Here is a 16954-nt window from a genome sequence, read left to right on the forward strand (position 1 = left end):
TTAATCACCCTGCAGCAGACCACGTAGCATATTGATACACATGTCATAAGGTACGGTCTCTTTCATTGTTTGTTGCAAGTAAATATCAAGCTTAGGCTTGAGAGTGAACGCACCATCAATCGCCGGATCGGTACCCAGCTTGTATGCACCAATCGATACTAGGTCTTGATTCTTACGACAGATAGAGAGAACTTGGCGCACCGCTTTCGACATTAGGACATGTTCTTCGGAGGTGATCTGTGGCATTACTCGACTGACCGATTTTTCAACATCAATCGCGGGGTAGTGCCCTGCGTCCGCCATCTCACGCGACAACACCACGTGACCATCCAAAATGGCTCGTGAGGCGTCTGCGATTGGATCTTGCAAGTCGTCCCCTTCGGTCAGAACGGTAAAGAATGCGGTAATCGAGCCTTGCTCCGGACTACCGTTACCCGCTCGCTCTACCAAAGCAGGTAATTTGGCAAACACGGAAGGCGGATAACCTTTGGTTGCCGGAGGTTCTCCTACCGATAAAGCGATTTCACGTTGTGCCTGCGCGAAACGGGTTAGTGAGTCCATCAGCAACAGGACGTCTAAGCCCTGATCACGAAAGTACTCAGCAATGGTTAGCGCGGTCTGACACCCTTTCAAACGCATTAGTGGAGACGAGTCGGCTGGTGCGGCGACAACGACAGAGCGCTGTCGACCATCGACACCGAGGATTTCTTCGATGAATTCTTTAACTTCTCGTCCACGCTCACCAATCAAGCCCACGACGACAACTTGAGCCGTTGTGCCTCGCGTCATCATGCCTAGTGTCACCGACTTACCGACACCGGAACCTGCAAATAGACCGATACGCTGGCCTTTACCAACGGTGAGTAATCCATTAATGGCTTTGATGCCGACATCAAGAGGTTCAGAAATCGGTTTACGTGCTAATGGGTTAATGGGATCCGCATTGAAGGAGGCGCGTTTTTCGGTGTAGATCGGCCCTAAACCATCCAGTGGGTTACCTACGCCGTCAATAACCCGACCGAGCAACTCCATCCCAACTGGCAGACCCGTTTCGCTCGTCATCGGTGTCACTTTAGCACCAGGGAGCACACCTGTGATCTGCTCGCTAGGCATCAAGAAGAGATTGTCACCTGAGAAGCCCACTACCTCGGCTTCCATTTCGCCGTGCATGGTCTCAACTTTACATATGCTCCCAATTGGCGCTCTGCATCCGGTAGCTTCCAGCGTCAGGCCAACCACTCGCACCAACTTACCTGACGCAACCGGACGACAAGTCAGACCTTTGGTTTTGTATTGAGATAGGCGTTCTGCAAGAGCCAGCACTACTCACCACCTTGGTGGCGATTCACCCCACAGAAGCTTTGAATTACGCTGCGAATGCGATCTTCAAGACGATAATTAACACTCGACTCCCCAGCCTCAATCTGAACATCACCACGATTGAGAGCAGGTTCGCTCATTAAAGTCCAATTGCGAAAACTCAGTTGTTCCTCTCCGTAAGAAGAACGAATGATATCGACATCATCTGGGTGGAGTTTTAAGGTGATGGCATGGCCAGATATCGGTAGAGATTCTACCGATTGCTTAATGGTATCGAGGATGACCTGAGGATTAGTCTGAACTTCAACGTGAACCACTTCTTTGACAAGCATAAGTACCATGTCGACCAATTGCTTTTCCACCTGAGCATTCATCAGCTCCAATGGTTGAGCAAACTGGTTGGCTAAGCCAATAAAGGTTTCCACTTGCTGCTGAATAAACTCTTGTCCAGCGGCAACACCTTCAATTTTTCCAGCTTCAAGACCTTCCTGATGACCTTCCTGTAAGCCCTGCTCTTTGCCTTTATCATAGCCTTGCTTGAAGCCCGCTTCTTGGCCTTGGTGCAGACCTTCCTGATAAGCTTGCTGCTTGATCAGTTCGATCTCTTCTTCGGTTAGCGCTTTCGGCGTCTCATCGGCAACAGGCTCAGCAATAGGCATCCAGCTAGGATCGTAATTCATCGCTGTCTCTTTCGCCTGTTTATGGGTTTGCGCCGTGTAATCAGGCATACCCCATCGCTCTGGTTTTTCTACCAAATCGTCGTTATCAAGACGTAAAAAGCCGCGTTTTCGTTCCCCAGACATAGGCACCCTACTTACTTAAATTATAAGAACTCGTCGGCACCACCACCCAGCATGATCTCACCAGAGTCAGCCATGCGTCGGGCGATAGCCAGAATTTCTTTCTGCGCTGCTTCAACGTCAGACACTTTAATTGGTGGCATTGCTTCAAGGTCATCACGCATCATCTCAGCAGCACGCTTAGACATGTTCTTGAAGATCTTCTCACGCAAGGCATCATCGGCACCTTTAAGTGCACGCTGAAGCGCATCCTGTGGAACGTCGCGCAATAGTTTCTGGATACCTTGGTCGTCGACTTCGATAAGGTTTTCGAAGACAAACATCAGATCTTGAATCTGAGTCGCCATATCTTCGTCTTGATCGCGAATTTGATCCATCAAGACACCTTCGATGTTGTTGTCCATGTAGTTCATGATTTCGGCAGCTGCCTTCAGGCCACCAATCTTGGCAGCTTGAGCACCTGCTTGACCTGCGAACTGTTTCTCCATGATTTCGTTCAGTTCTGCTAGAGCAGAAGGCTGAACTTCTTCAAGGTTGGCGATACGCATCATAAGGTCTAGGCGGTCACGCTCTGCAAACTGAGAAAGAATCTCAGCGGACTGATCTGGCTCAAGATACGAAAGTACAATCGTTTGAATTTGGGGGTGCTCATTGATAATAATGCTCGCCACCTGACGTGGGTCCATCCATTTCAATGAATCAAGACCTTTAGAACCGGTACCCAGCAGGATTTGGTCAACAAGGTTATTCGCTTTGTCTTCACCTAAGGCGGCAACTAATGCATTACGCATAAAGTCTTCGCTGCCCATACCAATGTTGGTGTACTTCTGAATATCTTCCAAGAAAGCGCGGTGAACTGCGCCCACCTTATCTTGACTTAGGTCGGAAGCTCGCGCCATAGCGCTACCCACTCGTTGAACTTGCTTGGGTTCTAGATGGCGAATAATACCCGCAGCGTCTTCCTCATTCAGACTGAGTAATAGAATCGCCGCGCGCTCTTCGCCCGGGATGGTTGATATATCCACGGTGTTTTCTGCTACCTCACCGCCTACTTCTTGTGGAACTATTTCGTTAGGCATCTTGCATCCAATTCTTCACTACTTGTGCCGCTAGCTCAGGCTCGTTTGCTACTAGAGCACGTACCGCTTTCAGCACATCTTCATCTTTGTGTAGGTTAGGTAAGTCTATGCTTGAGCCAAACTCAAACAACTCACCACCATCTAAGTCACCGCCGATTAAGCTGGTTTCGCCATCAACCCCAATAGGTAGACCATCCGGTCCGTATAGTTGATCGTCATCATCAGACGCAGGGTTGAGCAGTTTTTTCATTGCTGGGCGGACAAGGACTAACACCACCACAATGATTACCAACGCACTTGCGAACCAACGAATCCAGTCATTAAAGTTAGGATGTTCCCAAATTGGCACATCTGCGATGGTTTCTGTTTCTGGTTCAGCAAACTGCATACTCAAGACATTTAGTAAGTCTCCACGAGCATCGCTATAGCCAACTGTACCTATCAGAATCTGTCTAATAGAGTTTAGCTCAGCGTCTGAGATTGGTTGGTAACTGGTTTCCCCTGTGTCGGGATTGACCACTGAGCGATTTTTAATCGCCACAGCAACTGTCTGACGATTGACCACTCCAGTCTGACGACGTTCATGACTTATGGTGGTATCCAGTTCAAAGTTACGAGTTGCTTCTTTGTGGACTGACCCTTGACCAAGTGTTGTGCCATCTTTCATCTGGGCTACATCTTGAGGAATTGATGCATCCGCTGGCGGCTGATTACTTAAAGCACCAGGCACACCCGCGACGACGTTGCCATTATTGTAGTCTTCAAGTGTGTACTCGCTACGAGTCGATGGGGTATTAGGGTCAAAGCTCTTACGAGTCTGCTCTACAGCACTGAAATCCAGCTCGATATCCACTTGGGCGGTATAGTTACCAAAACCAAGAATTGGGATAAGAATCGAATCAATTTTATCGCGCAGAGCCTGTTCTTGTTTACGCTCAAGTTCATGTTCTTTGCGACGCGCAGACGAGGCTGGGTCTTGGCTACCCGAACTTAGCAGGCGGCCATGTTGATCGGTAACCGTAATGCGGTTCGGTTTCATACCAGGAACGGCACTTGAAACCATGTCTACCACAGAATCTACCTCTTCTTGCTTGAGGTTAGCTCCGGTTTTGAGAGTAAGGAATACTGAAGCTGACGCTTCTTGATTGTGTCGAACAAATACGCTTTGTTTCGGTAATGCCAATAGAACTCGTGCTTTACGCACTTGTTTCATCTCTTCTATCGCCTTAGATAGCTGACGTTCACGGCTTAGCTTTAAGCGTTCTTGTTCTAAGCGCTGAGAAACCCCAAAACCCATGTCTTGCAGCAAGATGTCATCGCCTGCCTGTTTCTCTTGGTTAAGACCGGCTCTGACCATACCCAGTTTAAGCGAGTTAAAATCACTCGTAGGAACTAAAATGGTGTTGCCATCTAATTGGTAATCGAGTTTCTGCTGATCTAGGTAGTCAAGAATTGGGATCAGTTCTTCCGTTTCATAAACGCCTAGAGGACGCATTTCTGGCTCTTTAACCCAGAAAAACAGCATCACAATCAAAGCGACACAAATCGATATCGACAGAACGAGAACAACTTGACGAAGCAGGTCTAAATCACCGACAGCCATGTCAAATTTAGAACTGCTTTTCTCATCCAAATCTGGGTTTTGAATACCCGTATCGAGATCAGACGTACTTAACATAGTGCTGTCAGCACTGCTATCAGATAACGCCAGATCGGTTGATTGATTTTGCTCTGCCACAGACTTTACCTAAAACTTAAACCGGCATATTCATCAATTCTTTGTACGCTTCAACCAGCTTGTTACGTACTTGAATTGTCGCATCGAATGCAACGCTAGATTTGTTTCTAGCGATCATTACATCAGACAAAGACACATCTGCATCACCGCGATCAAATCGCATTTGCAAATCACTAGATGTCTTAGAAAGGCCATTGACGTTATTGATGGCACTATTCAGCATTTGCCCAAAGTCTGCGCTTACAGTTTGCCCTGTCGCCGCTGGCTTTGTGCCGCCCGCTTCAAACATCATCGCTTGCATTTCGCTTTGAAAACCATCAATTCTCATCAAAACCTCAGTAGTCAACTCTTTGACTAAACATAGTGCTGGACTTATGACGCTGCAATCCTCGTGCCACGTCAATTCGACTGACAAAAAATAGCACGTTAGTTCGGAATATCAATCCCAGCATCACGCATTTTTGCTAACTTGTAGCGCAAAGTTCGTGGACTAATGCCTAATTTTTCAGCCATTTCTTTTCGACGGCCGTTACACTCTTCTAATATCTCAAGAATAATCGCATATTCCTGATCACGCAGTTCGCCACCTAAACCAGAGCCAGACGCCAAACTGCTGGTCGCCTCTGCAACCGGTTTAACATCTAGAACTTGACACACACCTGTTTCAACGGCCACTTGCAGACTCGACGCATCTTGCCAATCAAGCCCTTCTAACAGAATTTGTTCACTGTCGATGACAGCGTTGTCGCTTAATATCAAAGCTCGCTGCATCACGTTATCCAGTTCACGAACATTCCCTGGCCATGAATAAGACATCAATTTATCCGTCGCGTTTGCACTCAAAGTCGGTACTGGCATACCCAATTTCTGGCAATGTCGCTCAATCAGATGCTTTGACAACGGCTCGATATCTCCCGGACGTTCGCACAGTGCTGGCCATGCGATTGGGAACACGTTAAGACGGTAGTATAAATCTTCACGGAAGTTGCCTTCTTGGACGTAGCTTTTTAAATCTCGGTTACTGGTTGCCAGCACACGAACATCCAGCTTTATGCTCTTGCGGCTACCCAGACGTTCAACTTCTCTTTCTTGAAGAACACGCAATAGCTTCGCTTGCAGGCTAAGATCCATTTCGCTGATTTCATCAAGTAAAATGGTTCCACCTTGCGCCTGTTCGAATTTACCTGGGCACGCCTGTACCGCCCCAGTAAACGCGCCTTTTTCATAACCAAAAAGGGTCGCTTCCAGCATGTTATCTGGAATAGCCGCACAGTTTATTGCGACAAAAGGGCCATCTTTGCGAAGAGAAGCATTGTGAATATAGCGTGACATGACTTCTTTACCTGAGCCACTTGGCCCCAGAACCATCACACTTGCGTCGGTTTTAGCAACTTTATCGGCTAATGCCAGCAGCTTGATGCTTTTCTCGTCAGCCACCACGGCATCACCGTTATCGTCGGATTTAACCGGCGCGTAACGGCTGACCATATTAAGTAGTACCTCTGGCGCAAAAGGTTTCGCCATGTAGTCGATCGCACCGTCTTTCATCGCTGAAACGGCATCTTCAATGTTGGCATAAGCCGTCATCAACAACACAGGAAGATTTGGCCAGTGCTGCTTAATGCTTCTTAACAAAGCCAAGCCACCCATGCCAGCCATTTGAACATCAGAGACAACAATGTCGACATTATTAGATTTGAGCTTAACTAGGGCATCCTCGGCGCTGTCCGCTTCAAGCCACTCATAGCCAGCTAAAGCTAGCGTATCGACCAGTGCTTCGCGTAGGCCTTCATCATCTTCTACAATCAGTACCTTACTTTGAGCCATTATCTTTCTCCAGTCATAGCTTGTTGGTCAGCATTCGAGTTTTCGTTAAGCGGGATACACATAGTAAAACACGCCCCGTCACCCTGTTCTGAAATGAGTTCTAACCTTCCATCATGAGCACGACATACCATTTGTACGACAGCCAACCCAAGTCCCGTTCCCTGAGAACGAGTAGTGAAGAAAGGTTCCATTATCTTGTTTTGCAGCTCTTTCGGCACTCCAGGGCCACTGTCCTGAACTGAAATTTTGAGCTCACCATTCACTGGTCTGAAAAATACATCAACCTGTGACTGTTTTCCGGCAATCTGAATCGCATTCATGACCAAATTGCTCAGCGCGGATGCAATCGCGTTCGCATTCCCCAACAACTGAGTCTGCTCTTGCTCGACTTCAAGATAATAATCGATTTGGTTGTTTTTAAGTGCAGTCTCAACCATAGGTGAGAACTCGCTAACAAGTTGTTCAATCGTAAACGGTTTAACAACCTTATTGTCTCCACCTTTTGCAAACAGCAACATATCGTTGACTTGTTTTTCTAAGTCATGAAGCCTGTCCATCAGCTTGCTCTGAAAGCGTTCTTTGGTTGCTGGAGGCAAATTGGGCGCCGCTAGGTTAGAGGCATAGAGCATCGCGCTGGAAAGTGGTGTCCGAACCTGATGTGCCAGAGATGCAACCATACGTCCCAAAGAAGAGAGTCGTTGCAGATCACTGACACGCGCCTGCAATAAACGCGTTTCAGTCAAATCAGTGATCAGAATGAGCTGCCCCGTTGCGGATGCGGAGATCGCTAATCTCACTTTGCGCCCGTTTCGCAGCGATATTTCATGACCATCATCTTCGCGTGGCGCAAACGCCTGTTGAATGACTTCAAACCACTTGTCACCAACCAGTGAAAGCTCTAACAATCTTTGCGCTTCAGGGTTAGCTTCCTGAACCACGCCCTGAGTATCGAGCAAGATCACGCCCGCCGGCATAACATCGAGTACCTGCTGGTAGCGTTCGACTTGTTGTTCTAATGTGCCCAACGGCATTGGATTATCCGTTGAAGAAGTTGGATGCATGACGTATTTCTGCCTTAAAAACTACAATAGCCTACCGTGCAAAAAGCAAGCCAGGCTATTTTATATATTTTTCAACAACTTAACATCAGGTCGAAAATTTGACAGTCAATAATTAAACGTTACTAACGCTGTAGATTGTACTTTCTCATTTTCTCAACCAAAGTCGTGCGACGCATGCCGAGCATATCCGCAGCTCGTGCCACAACACCACCTTGTGCTTCTAACGCTTGGTTAATCATATTAACTTCAAGATCTGCAAGCATCTCTTTCAAGTTCACACCTTCTGGCGGTAAACTTTGTGGCGCGTTTTCGTGGTCGTGGAATAAGTCATTGGATTCAAAGCTAAAATCTTCAGCAAAGATATCCTGTAACGCATCGCGTTCTAGCTCTTCAACCGAATCCATCTTGTTGTACTCTGGCTGGAACTCTGGAATATCGCTGTATCGATATTTAGTTGGTAAATGATTCACATCAACCAAACTATTTGGATAGAGGATAATCATACGTTCAACCAGATTCGCCAATTCGCGTACGTTGCCTGGCCACTCATGTTCCATTAGTGAATTAATCGAACGAGGCGTAAAGCAGATAGGCTGAGCACCTTCAGACTCCATTCGAGTCATCAACTCTTGCAACAACAGCGGAATGTCATCTTTTCTGTCGCGTAACGCTGGCATCTCAATAGGGAAAACATTGAGTCGGTAGTAGAGGTCTTCACGGAAAGACTCATCATTGATCATCGTATCGAGATCACGATGAGTTGCAGCAATAACGCGCACATCCACACGAATTGTCGTGTTACCGCCAACGCGCTCGAAACAACGCTCTTGAAGTACACGTAACAGCTTAACCTGCATAGGCATTGGCATATCGCCAATTTCATCCAAAAACAGGGTTCCGCCTTCAGCAAGTTCAAAACGGCCTTTACGTGATGTAATCGCACCCGTAAACGCCCCTTTCTCATGACCGAATAATTCGCTTTCCAATAAGTCTGGCGGAATAGCACCACAGTTAATCGGTACAAATGGTCCGTTTCTACGTGCTGAATGGTAATGAATATTGCGCGCCACCACCTCTTTACCAGTACCAGACTCACCGAGGATCAATACGTTGGCTTCAGTACCTGAGACTTGCTCGATAAGGTGTCTAACCTCTTTGATGCCATGACTTTGGCCGACCAAACTGCGGAAAAGTGTATTTTTACGTGACGAAGAAGGTACATTAACCCCTTTACGACCAAGAAAATCTTTACAGTGGCGCAGGGCTTCACTTAATTGCGGATAATTTAGGGGATACTCCAGATCGCCGACATAATTTGTCAGGTCTTCTACTGGATAGGAATGCTTTCCTGCAATCAGCAACGGTATATGGTTGGCCTTGGATAGCTTGTCACTCAGCTTGGTAGATAACTTTTTGTCGTTAAGAGAACCTAGAATACAGCCGGCCCACACTCGTGACCAATCCAGATCATCGAGTTGATCAGAACTGATGGCCTCACACTGTTCTCCAACAAATTCTAAAATATTACTTAGATTGATACGTGCTTGCACATCATCTTCAATCACAAGTAGTTTCGCTAAACCTTGCATAGGTGAGATTGTTTGCCTTTATTGTAAAACGTTGTGGCTGGATAATTATTTCTAACGCCATTTGTAACTATAGATCAGATATATCAGACAATTGACAAATATCAGCAACAAAAAAGCCACTGGTCCGTTAGTGGCTTCTATTCTATTTGATAAAAAAAATAAGGCAACCAAGCAATTACTTGATGTGACGTTCAGCCAAAAGCTAATAAGTCATATTATTTCATTCATCACACATTTCTATACAAAATGCATGCAAACATTCGCTTAACGCTAGATTCCGACGTCACCCGCGGTGAGGTTGTGATATTCGTTCGGAATCTGATCCCATGCGGACTTAATTTCTCTTATTATTTCAATCACATCATCAATCGGCTGTGGATCATTGCGATGATTCGCATCTGTGATCTGAGTGATCATAAACTCATAGAGCTGATCTAGGTTTTGAGCAATGTCCCCACCGTCATCCATAGAAAGACAGCTACGCAGGCTGATAATAATGTCCAGCGCTTTACCTAGGCGCTCGCCTTTGACAGGAATATTGCCCGCTTGCATCGCCGCTTTGCCTTGAATCAAACGTTCAATAGCGCCAGCCATTAGCATTTGAACAATTTTATGCGGGGAGGCCGCACTGAGCTGGCTATCAACCGATACCTTCTTGTAAGCCTGTAGTGAACCGCGCATAACAACCCTCTTAAATTTATAAAAATTTTTGATACTGCTGAACTGATCGTTTACCGTGACGATACTTTTGCAGCGCCACACCTAGTTCAGCAGTTTTACTACTCATTAACTCTACAACAGTTTGCGTTCTTTCAACCGCGTCGTGCCACTGTTGTAACTTGGCAAGTTCTGGAGACGAATGAATCGCTGCCAGTAAACTTAGCAATATCTGTTCCCTTGTATCGACCAGCTTAACGATTTCTTCAGTCGATAGTTCAATCGCTGTAAGGGTTTCACTAATTATTTGATCAACTTCACACAATTCATTGAGACGTTGCTCAAAGTCTCTATCCGAGGGCATTCATCATCCCCGCTAATTGAGACTGCATCTTACTGGTCGCATCTTGCATTGCCGTAAATTTGGCATGAGTGCGTTTTTCCAAGTTATCCATTCGACGGTCAAGTGCCGCTTGGTCATCTTGTAGTCGGTAAGTACGCTCAACCATACTGCGCTCGCGATTACGAATCGAACCAGTAACGCCAGTCAGACCTTGAATCGCATCCTCGACTTTCTTAGCGAACCCCTGATTACCGCCAAAAAATTCTTCGAGCTTATTAAAGTTATTGTTCAACTGACGATCTAACATATCGTAGTTGATTTCCAAATTACCCTGTCTGGTCGTCGTAATGCCAAATTCGGTAAGGGTTTTTAAATCCTCTGGGGCTGGCTCGACACGTGAAGAGAATACGGCTTTTAAACGCGAATCTGCGCTACGGACAATACTATCACCAGCCAGCGGCCCTGCCATTCCAGTCCGAGGATCAACACCCGATAACTCCTTCGTCACTTGATAGAACTGATTGTAAGCAGCGACGAACTGTTCAATATCTTCACGTACGCCTTGTCGGTCATACTCAATATCGATTTCGGAAATCGGCTTACCTTTTTCAGTTCGCCCTTTTAGAGTCAGGTCAACACCATCAATTGCATCTTCAATAATGTTGTTGTTGCTGGAAAGTTGAGCAACGCCATCAAGTAACACTTTTGCATCTTGCGCAGACTGTACTTCCGTCATACCACGATAAGTATCAAATGAACGCTGCGCTGCCTCGAGATCGGCTTGCGCTTGATCGATACGCTCAAGGTACTCACGCTCTTCCTGCGGCAACTTGGCGCGCTCCATCTGTTTTGCTTGTTCAGGCGTCAACTCACCAGAAGCAACACGCTGAGCCAGTGCAGACTGTTCATCGGCCACTTTTTTCTCTATACGGGCTTTTTCTGCATCCAGTTTAGCTTGCGCTTCTTTGGGTGTGACGTACGAATCCGTTAGGGTTCCTGATGCCGTATTTGACCAGCCTGGTACGTTTGGCGCTTTCTCTTTCGCTTTCGCATCTAGTTGAGGTTCTGGTTCCCAGTAAGAATCGAGCAAAGTGCCCGAAGCGGTTTCACTCCAACCAGGAATACGCTCTTCTGGTTTAAGATACTTGTTTGCCTCAACCCCCGCATTTGCTGCCGCTGTCGTTGCAGCTTTAGACATTTCATTATCGGGCGTGGCCTCTTTGGCTGCGTTGGGATCTGCATTAATTGCCGCTTGCTTTGTGGTATCGGCAATCTCTTGATCGACAAGTTTTGCCGCGTCGATGATTTTTTGAGCGACTTTATCGGCAACTTTTTTCTCTGCAGGAGTGAGAGGGGCAATCAATTCTTGAGCCGCAGCACGTGCGCGTTCAAGATCTTTGACTCGTTGCTCTAGCGTTTTGTATTCGAGTTGTTTGAGCGAGTTACCCGGCTGGGCATCCGCTTGCATTGAGATTTCATTGTCGCCACCGGATACGTTCGAGGCAACAATAAGACGAGGACCATCGACATCGTTAATGATTGCCGCCCGGACACCCGGATTAGATTTACTGCCGTTGATACCGCGAACGATATCAACGAGCTTAGAATTCTCTTGTACATCAATAGAGAATTTTTTTTCACCCAGTGAAATCTGCAACTTGCCCGGTCCAAATTTCGCATCTTCTGGCAAAACATCAGACGCAATTTTGTGACTTTGGGCAAGTTGCAACACATCGATAGCATATCGACCAGCGATAGCATCAGTGGTTGCCGTCGCGGATACGACAGTGTCGTCTGTTGACGCCACTGTTCTTGCGGCGAAAGCTTTCTCATGACGAAAGCTCGCCATCAAGTTTTTCATCGTATCCAGCGACTCTCTGAGCCGGCCATAAGCACTGATACTGGAATCAATTTGGGTGCGCTCACTGTCGATACGTTGCTGTTTAGGAACACGCTCCGAATCCACAATTTTGCTGACCATAGAATTGATATCCATGCCAGAATTCATGCCTATAGGGCCAAAACTCATTCACTCACCTCAAGTACGATTACACCGTTTGGTTAACAAGTCCCGATGAATATCGGGCCGTCTGTTCCCTTAGGCGTCGTAAGATCTCTAACATTTCCTCATCGGGTATCTGACGAATAATATCACCAGTATCCGCTTCATATATCGTTACAACATCTCTACCGGACTCTTCGTCCACCCTAAAGGATAAGCCCTTATTGATAGATGATATGAAATCATTCATCTGCTCAACAATCCTTTCACGCTCCGCCCTGTTTAGCTTCTCCCTCTCTTGCGAGGCTTCGATGGCTTTTTCAACAGTTTGAGACGCTTTTTCGCTTACCTCAGTTGTAGAGACCTGCTCCTTTCGCGAGGAAACTTGCTGTACACCATCGTACTTAGAAGCAAGTTTAGTGCCACTTTCTGAGCCATAAGGCTGGATGTTCGATGTGTAGGATGGTATTTCCATAACGATCTCCCTTCCACCTTAGCAGGTCACAACATAATGTTGTACCAATAAGCTCCTGTCGAACCTATCGATTAACCTAATAAGCTAAGTGCTGCCGACGGGGACTGCTTAGCTTGCGCTAGGACAGATGTACTCGCTTGCTGAAGAATTTGCGATTTAGTCATCGCAGTAGTTTCTCTCGCATAGTCTGTATCAACAATCCGGCTACGAGAAGCATTAACGTTCTCATTGATGTTGTCTAGGTTACTGATCGCGTGTCCAAAGCGGTTCTGGAATGCACCCAGTTCAGCACGTTGGCTGTCAACCGTTTTCAAAGCGCCATCAATAACAGAAACAGCAAGCTGAGAACCTGCTACTGAAGTAACGTCAACATCGGCAACTGTTCTCTCTTGAGCAGCACCGAAACCGATTTCTGAACCTAAACCACCACCGATTGTGACATCTGTAGCAACCTTATTCGAAGCAGCAAACAGTTGTAGTTTACCTTCTTCACCTACCGAAGCTTTTACATCTTCACTCTGACCATTAATGTATGTTGCCAACTGCTCCATATCGTCGCCAGCTTTAGCATTAATCGTGAGCTCTTTTGCCTCACCATGTACATCAGTATAGCCTAGAGTAAGATCAGTCGCTCCTGAAGAGACGGTCCAATCCGATGCTTTACCATCTTGAGCAATGTACGCTTTACCACCCATATCTATGGTGTCAGAACGCATATTCCCCATCGATAGTTGAACAGCTTCACCTGAGCTCGCACCAATTTGGAAAGATTGACTGCCGAATGTACCGTTAAGCAGTTTATTACCACCAAAAGAGGTCGTTTCTGCAATTCGGTTTAATTCGTCGTTAAGAGCGGTTACTTCTTCTTGAATAGCAATACGCTCTGAACGAGAGTTAGAACCATTCGAAGATTGAAGTGCCAAATCACGCATACGTTGCAGAATGTTGGTTGTCTCATTCATCGCACCTTCAGCTGTCTGTGCAATAGAGATACCGTCATTCGCATTTTTTACGGCCATGTCTAAGCCACGGCTTTGCGAGTTCAAGCGGTTTGAGATTTGTAGTCCAGCAGCATCATCACGGGCACTGTTAATTTTGTACCCCGAAGATAGACGCTCCATCGATTTCTGCATGCCATCAGTCGCACCATTAAGGTAGCGCTGAGCAGTCATCGCAGACACGTTCGTGTTTACGTTAATTGCCATATTTGATCTCCTTAGGCATTAGGGCGATGCATCTCAGCGTCTCTCACCTCGCTTTGACACATCTCATTTCTCTCAATCCTTTAACGGCCCGCTCAAAAATACCTTTAGAAATAAATTTCGTTTTTTTTTAATTTTTAACGCACGACGTAATATTTACTTTAGAGATCAATAAGTTAGTAGAAACAAAAAAATCCAGCCGAAGCTGGATTTTTTGATCAAGGTCTCAATTAACCTAGTAGGCTTAGTGCCGAGTTTGGCGCCTGTTTTGCCTGTGCAAGGATAGAGCTTGAAGCTTGAGACAGAATTTGAGTCTTGGTTAGTGCAGTTGTCTCTTTAGCGAAGTCTGTATCTTTGATACGGCTCTTAGACGCATTCACGTTTTCGTTGATGTTGTCTAAGTTGTTAATCGCGTGGTTGAAACGGTTTTGGAACGCACCAAGTTCTGCACGGTGGCTATCTACGTATTTCAGTGCTGCATCAACAATCGCTACAGACTCTTGCGCGCCACCTACAGATGTTACGTCAATAGTATCAACAGTTACTGCTTTACCTTCACCCATGCTTAGTTCACCCGCTAGACCGCCAGCAAAGCTTACTGCGCCTTCAACTTTGTTGTTACCAGCGAACACTTGTAACTGACCATCTTCGTTTACTGACGCTTTAACCATGTCAGTTTGACCGTTGATGTAAGTCGCTAGCTCTTCAATGTCGTCGCCAGCTTTAGCAGAAATGTTGATTGTCTGCTCAGCACCGTCTTTTTCAGTCAGTGTGATTGTTAGGTCATTAGCATCCGCTTGAACAGTCCAGTCTTTATCTTTGCTGTTCGCCGCTTGGTAGCTAGTACCGCCCATGCCGATGTTGTCACTACGCATGTCGTTCAGAGTTAGCATTACTGCTTCACCGTTGTCAGCACCGATTTGGAATGACTTAGTCGCGTAAGTGCCGTTTAGTAGCTTGTTACCACCGAATGAAGTGGTTTCAGCGATACGATTTAGTTCATCGTTAAGTGCTGTCACTTCTTCTTGGATTGCAACACGCTCTGATTTCGAGTTTGAACCGTTCGCAGATTGTAGCGATAGGTCACGCATACGTTGCAGGATGTTCGTTGTCTCGTTCATCGCACCTTCAGCAGTTTGCGCGATAGAGATACCGTCGTTAGCGTTACGTACTGCAACATCAAGACCACGGCTTTGAACGTTTAAGCGGTTCGAGATTTGTAGACCCGCTGCGTCGTCTTTAGCGCTGTTGATCTTTGAGCCAGATGACAAACGCTCCATTGAAACTTGTTGTGCGTTGTTTGCGCTGTTTAGGTAACGCTGTGCTGTCATTGCTGCTACGTTAGTATTTACATTCACTGCCATGGTGATTTCTCCGTTTGATTTTCCGATGTATCCGGTTTCCGACGTCTCGGAAAACCAAAGTTTGTAGTTCTCTCAAAAGTTACTTTTATTAACGGCGCGGTTTGGAAAACCTTGAGTATTTTTTTCGTTTTTCTTAAAAAAAAATACATTTGGCGATAAAAACGTGACTAAGAGATAAAAAGAGTAAAAAAAGTTATTTTTTCGCTAAAGCTTCATTTAGGTCTGTCGATAATATTCTCTTTTTTTTGAGAATCAGCCTAGTAGCGTCAGCGCCAAGTTTGGCTGCTGTTTAGCTTGAGCCAGTATTGAAGTACTGACTTGTTGTAAAATCTGTTGCTTAACCATCTGGGTTGTCTCTTTCGCGTAGTCAGTATCTTTAATTCGGCTATTGGAAGCCGATAGATTCTCGTTGACGTTGGAAAGATTATTAATCGCATGGTTGAAACGGTTCTGCATTGCACCAAGTTCGGCACGGTGACTATCAACATACTTTAAAGCGGTATCAATAATCGATACCGCGCGTTGGGCACCGCCTACTTGTGAGATATCAATATTATCAACCGCTTCATAACCAGCCAGATTCATGCTGAGTTGGTTTGCCAAGCTGCCTGAGAAAGAAACGGTTCCTGAAGTTTGCTTACCTGCCATAAAGATTTGCAGTTGGCCTTCTTCATTGACTGACGCGGAGACTTTATCGGTTTGCCCATTGATATAAGTGGCAAGTTCCTCGATATCGTCACCCACTTTAGCGGTAATATTGATGGTCTCTTGCTGACCTTGAGCATTGGTGTATTGCATTACCAATTTATTGTTGCCCTGAGCCACTTGCCAGTTACTGTCTGCTTTACCTGCTGCGATGTAACTGAAGCCACCCATGTCCAAACTGTCTGAACGCATGTTCTTGAGTGAAACTTGTACCGCTTCACCTGAACTGGCACCAATTTGAAAAGAAGAAGACGAAAACGAACCATTGAGTAATTTTCGACCACCAAATGAGGTGGTTTCGGCGATTCTGTTCAATTCATCGTTTAAAGCGCTCATTTCCTCTTGCAAGGCATCTCGCTCAGCTCGACTGTTTGAACCATTCGCAGATTGAAGGGAGAGGTCACGCATACGCTGAAGCAAGTTGGTGGTTTCGTTCATCGCACCTTCTGCCGTCTGCATAATCGAAATACCGTCATTGGCATTACGCATAGCGACATCTAACCCTCTCATCTGTGACTCAAGGCGATTGGAAATCTGCAACCCTGCTGCATCATCTTTAGCGCTATTAATACGATTCCCTGAAGAGAGTCTCTCCAGAGATTGATTCAGCAGATCGGTCGCCTTCGACAAGTGTCGTTGCGCTGTCATTGCCGAGACGTTCGTATTCACCGTGATTGTCATAAAGTTGCGTTGTCCTCTTTCTGGTTACTCTCTTTATCGGCAATCTGAGGTTTTCTTTAACAAAAAAATAAAAAGCCGAACCCTTGGGTTCGGCTTTAACTGATTAACTAA

The 16954-nt window shown here is 46.1% G+C and carries 15 protein-coding genes; all 15 read right to left on the minus strand.

All coding sequences use genetic code 11. The features are described 5' to 3' along the window. Positions 1–1323 (minus strand): flagellar protein export ATPase FliI, encoded by a 1323-nt coding sequence (gene fliI, locus QTN95_RS03995; protein WP_331416425.1) that lies wholly within the window; start codon positions 1321–1323, stop codon positions 1–3. After that, complete coding sequence (gene fliH, locus QTN95_RS04000; protein WP_331416426.1) at positions 1323–2123, minus strand: flagellar assembly protein FliH; 801 nt, start codon at positions 2121–2123, stop codon at positions 1323–1325. Before fliH ends, fliI begins: the two co-directional genes overlap by 1 nt. A 20-nt stretch (positions 2124–2143) precedes the next feature. Beyond that, complete coding sequence (fliG, locus tag QTN95_RS04005; protein WP_331416427.1) at positions 2144–3199, minus strand: flagellar motor switch protein FliG; 1056 nt, start codon at positions 3197–3199, stop codon at positions 2144–2146. After that, complete coding sequence (gene fliF / locus QTN95_RS04010) at positions 3192–4937, minus strand: flagellar basal-body MS-ring/collar protein FliF (RefSeq protein ID WP_331416428.1); 1746 nt, start codon at positions 4935–4937, stop codon at positions 3192–3194. The genes fliG and fliF overlap by 8 nt, the downstream gene beginning before the upstream one ends. Positions 4938–4953: 16 nt before the next feature. Continuing rightward, on the minus strand, positions 4954–5265 hold the full coding sequence (fliE, locus tag QTN95_RS04015) for a flagellar hook-basal body complex protein FliE (protein WP_269377868.1): 312 nt from the start codon (positions 5263–5265) through the stop codon (positions 4954–4956). 98 nt (positions 5266–5363) lie between these two features. Beyond that, the gene (locus QTN95_RS04020) at positions 5364–6764 is read right to left on the minus strand and encodes a sigma-54-dependent transcriptional regulator (RefSeq protein WP_331416429.1); all 1401 of its coding nucleotides are present in this window, start codon (positions 6762–6764) and stop codon (positions 5364–5366) included. After that, the gene (locus QTN95_RS04025; RefSeq protein WP_138973739.1) at positions 6764–7825 is read right to left on the minus strand and encodes a sensor histidine kinase; all 1062 of its coding nucleotides are present in this window, start codon (positions 7823–7825) and stop codon (positions 6764–6766) included. The genes QTN95_RS04020 and QTN95_RS04025 overlap by 1 nt, the downstream gene beginning before the upstream one ends. Positions 7826–7947: 122 nt before the next feature. Then, entirely contained in the window at positions 7948–9414 is a 1467-nt protein-coding gene (locus tag QTN95_RS04030) for a sigma-54 dependent transcriptional regulator (RefSeq protein WP_331416430.1), read from the minus strand. Positions 9415–9684: 270 nt separating this feature from the next. Next, complete coding sequence (gene fliS, locus QTN95_RS04035; protein WP_138973737.1) at positions 9685–10095, minus strand: flagellar export chaperone FliS; 411 nt, start codon at positions 10093–10095, stop codon at positions 9685–9687. 16 nt (positions 10096–10111) lie between these two features. Then, positions 10112–10435, minus strand: coding sequence for a flagellar protein FliT (locus QTN95_RS04040; protein WP_138973736.1), 324 nt, complete (start codon positions 10433–10435; stop codon positions 10112–10114). Continuing rightward, a complete protein-coding gene (gene fliD / locus QTN95_RS04045; protein WP_331416431.1) occupies positions 10422–12443 on the minus strand; it encodes a flagellar filament capping protein FliD in 2022 nt (673 codons plus the stop codon). The genes QTN95_RS04040 and fliD overlap by 14 nt, the downstream gene beginning before the upstream one ends. Positions 12444–12462: 19 nt before the next feature. Further along, positions 12463–12891: a flagellar protein FlaG gene (gene flaG, locus QTN95_RS04050; RefSeq protein WP_138973734.1), complete on the minus strand. Its 429-nt coding sequence runs from the start codon at positions 12889–12891 to the stop codon at positions 12463–12465. Between the two features lie 71 nt (positions 12892–12962). Further along, on the minus strand, positions 12963–14096 hold the full coding sequence (locus QTN95_RS04055) for a flagellin (protein WP_331416432.1): 1134 nt from the start codon (positions 14094–14096) through the stop codon (positions 12963–12965). 227 nt (positions 14097–14323) lie between these two features. Further along, positions 14324–15457 (minus strand): flagellin, encoded by a 1134-nt coding sequence (locus QTN95_RS04060; RefSeq protein WP_331416433.1) that lies wholly within the window; start codon positions 15455–15457, stop codon positions 14324–14326. 252 nt (positions 15458–15709) lie between these two features. Continuing rightward, the gene (locus QTN95_RS04065) at positions 15710–16843 is read right to left on the minus strand and encodes a flagellin (protein ID WP_331416434.1); all 1134 of its coding nucleotides are present in this window, start codon (positions 16841–16843) and stop codon (positions 15710–15712) included. Positions 16844–16954 lie beyond the last annotated feature (111 nt).

The organism is Vibrio sp. M260112 (assembly GCF_036533775.1).
Classification (GTDB): Bacteria; Pseudomonadota; Gammaproteobacteria; order Enterobacterales; family Vibrionaceae; genus Vibrio.

Excerpts from the sequence above, each read along its gene's own strand:
- QTN95_RS04020 (WP_331416429.1), bottom strand. The coding sequence starts at position 6,764 with ATGGCTCAAAGTAAGGTACTGATTGTAGAAGATGATGAAGGCCTACGC.
- fliE (WP_269377868.1), bottom strand. The coding sequence starts at position 5,265 with ATGAGAATTGATGGTTTTCAAAGCGAAATGCAAGCGATGATGTTTGAA.
- fliD (WP_331416431.1), bottom strand. The coding sequence starts at position 12,443 with ATGAGTTTTGGCCCTATAGGCATGAATTCTGGCATGGATATCAATTCT.
- QTN95_RS04040 (WP_138973736.1), bottom strand. The coding sequence starts at position 10,435 with ATGCCCTCGGATAGAGACTTTGAGCAACGTCTCAATGAATTGTGTGAA.
- QTN95_RS04030 (WP_331416430.1), bottom strand. The coding sequence starts at position 9,414 with ATGCAAGGTTTAGCGAAACTACTTGTGATTGAAGATGATGTGCAAGCA.
- fliG (WP_331416427.1), bottom strand. The coding sequence starts at position 3,199 with ATGCCTAACGAAATAGTTCCACAAGAAGTAGGCGGTGAGGTAGCAGAA.
- flaG (WP_138973734.1), bottom strand. The coding sequence starts at position 12,891 with ATGGAAATACCATCCTACACATCGAACATCCAGCCTTATGGCTCAGAA.
- QTN95_RS04060 (WP_331416433.1), bottom strand. The coding sequence starts at position 15,457 with ATGGCAGTGAATGTAAATACTAACGTAGCAGCAATGACAGCACAGCGT.
- fliH (WP_331416426.1), bottom strand. The coding sequence starts at position 2,123 with ATGTCTGGGGAACGAAAACGCGGCTTTTTACGTCTTGATAACGACGAT.
- QTN95_RS04065 (WP_331416434.1), bottom strand. The coding sequence starts at position 16,843 with ATGACAATCACGGTGAATACGAACGTCTCGGCAATGACAGCGCAACGA.
- QTN95_RS04055 (WP_331416432.1), bottom strand. The coding sequence starts at position 14,096 with ATGGCAATTAACGTAAACACGAACGTGTCTGCGATGACTGCTCAGCGC.
- fliS (WP_138973737.1), bottom strand. The coding sequence starts at position 10,095 with ATGCGCGGTTCACTACAGGCTTACAAGAAGGTATCGGTTGATAGCCAG.
- QTN95_RS04025 (WP_138973739.1), bottom strand. The coding sequence starts at position 7,825 with ATGCATCCAACTTCTTCAACGGATAATCCAATGCCGTTGGGCACATTA.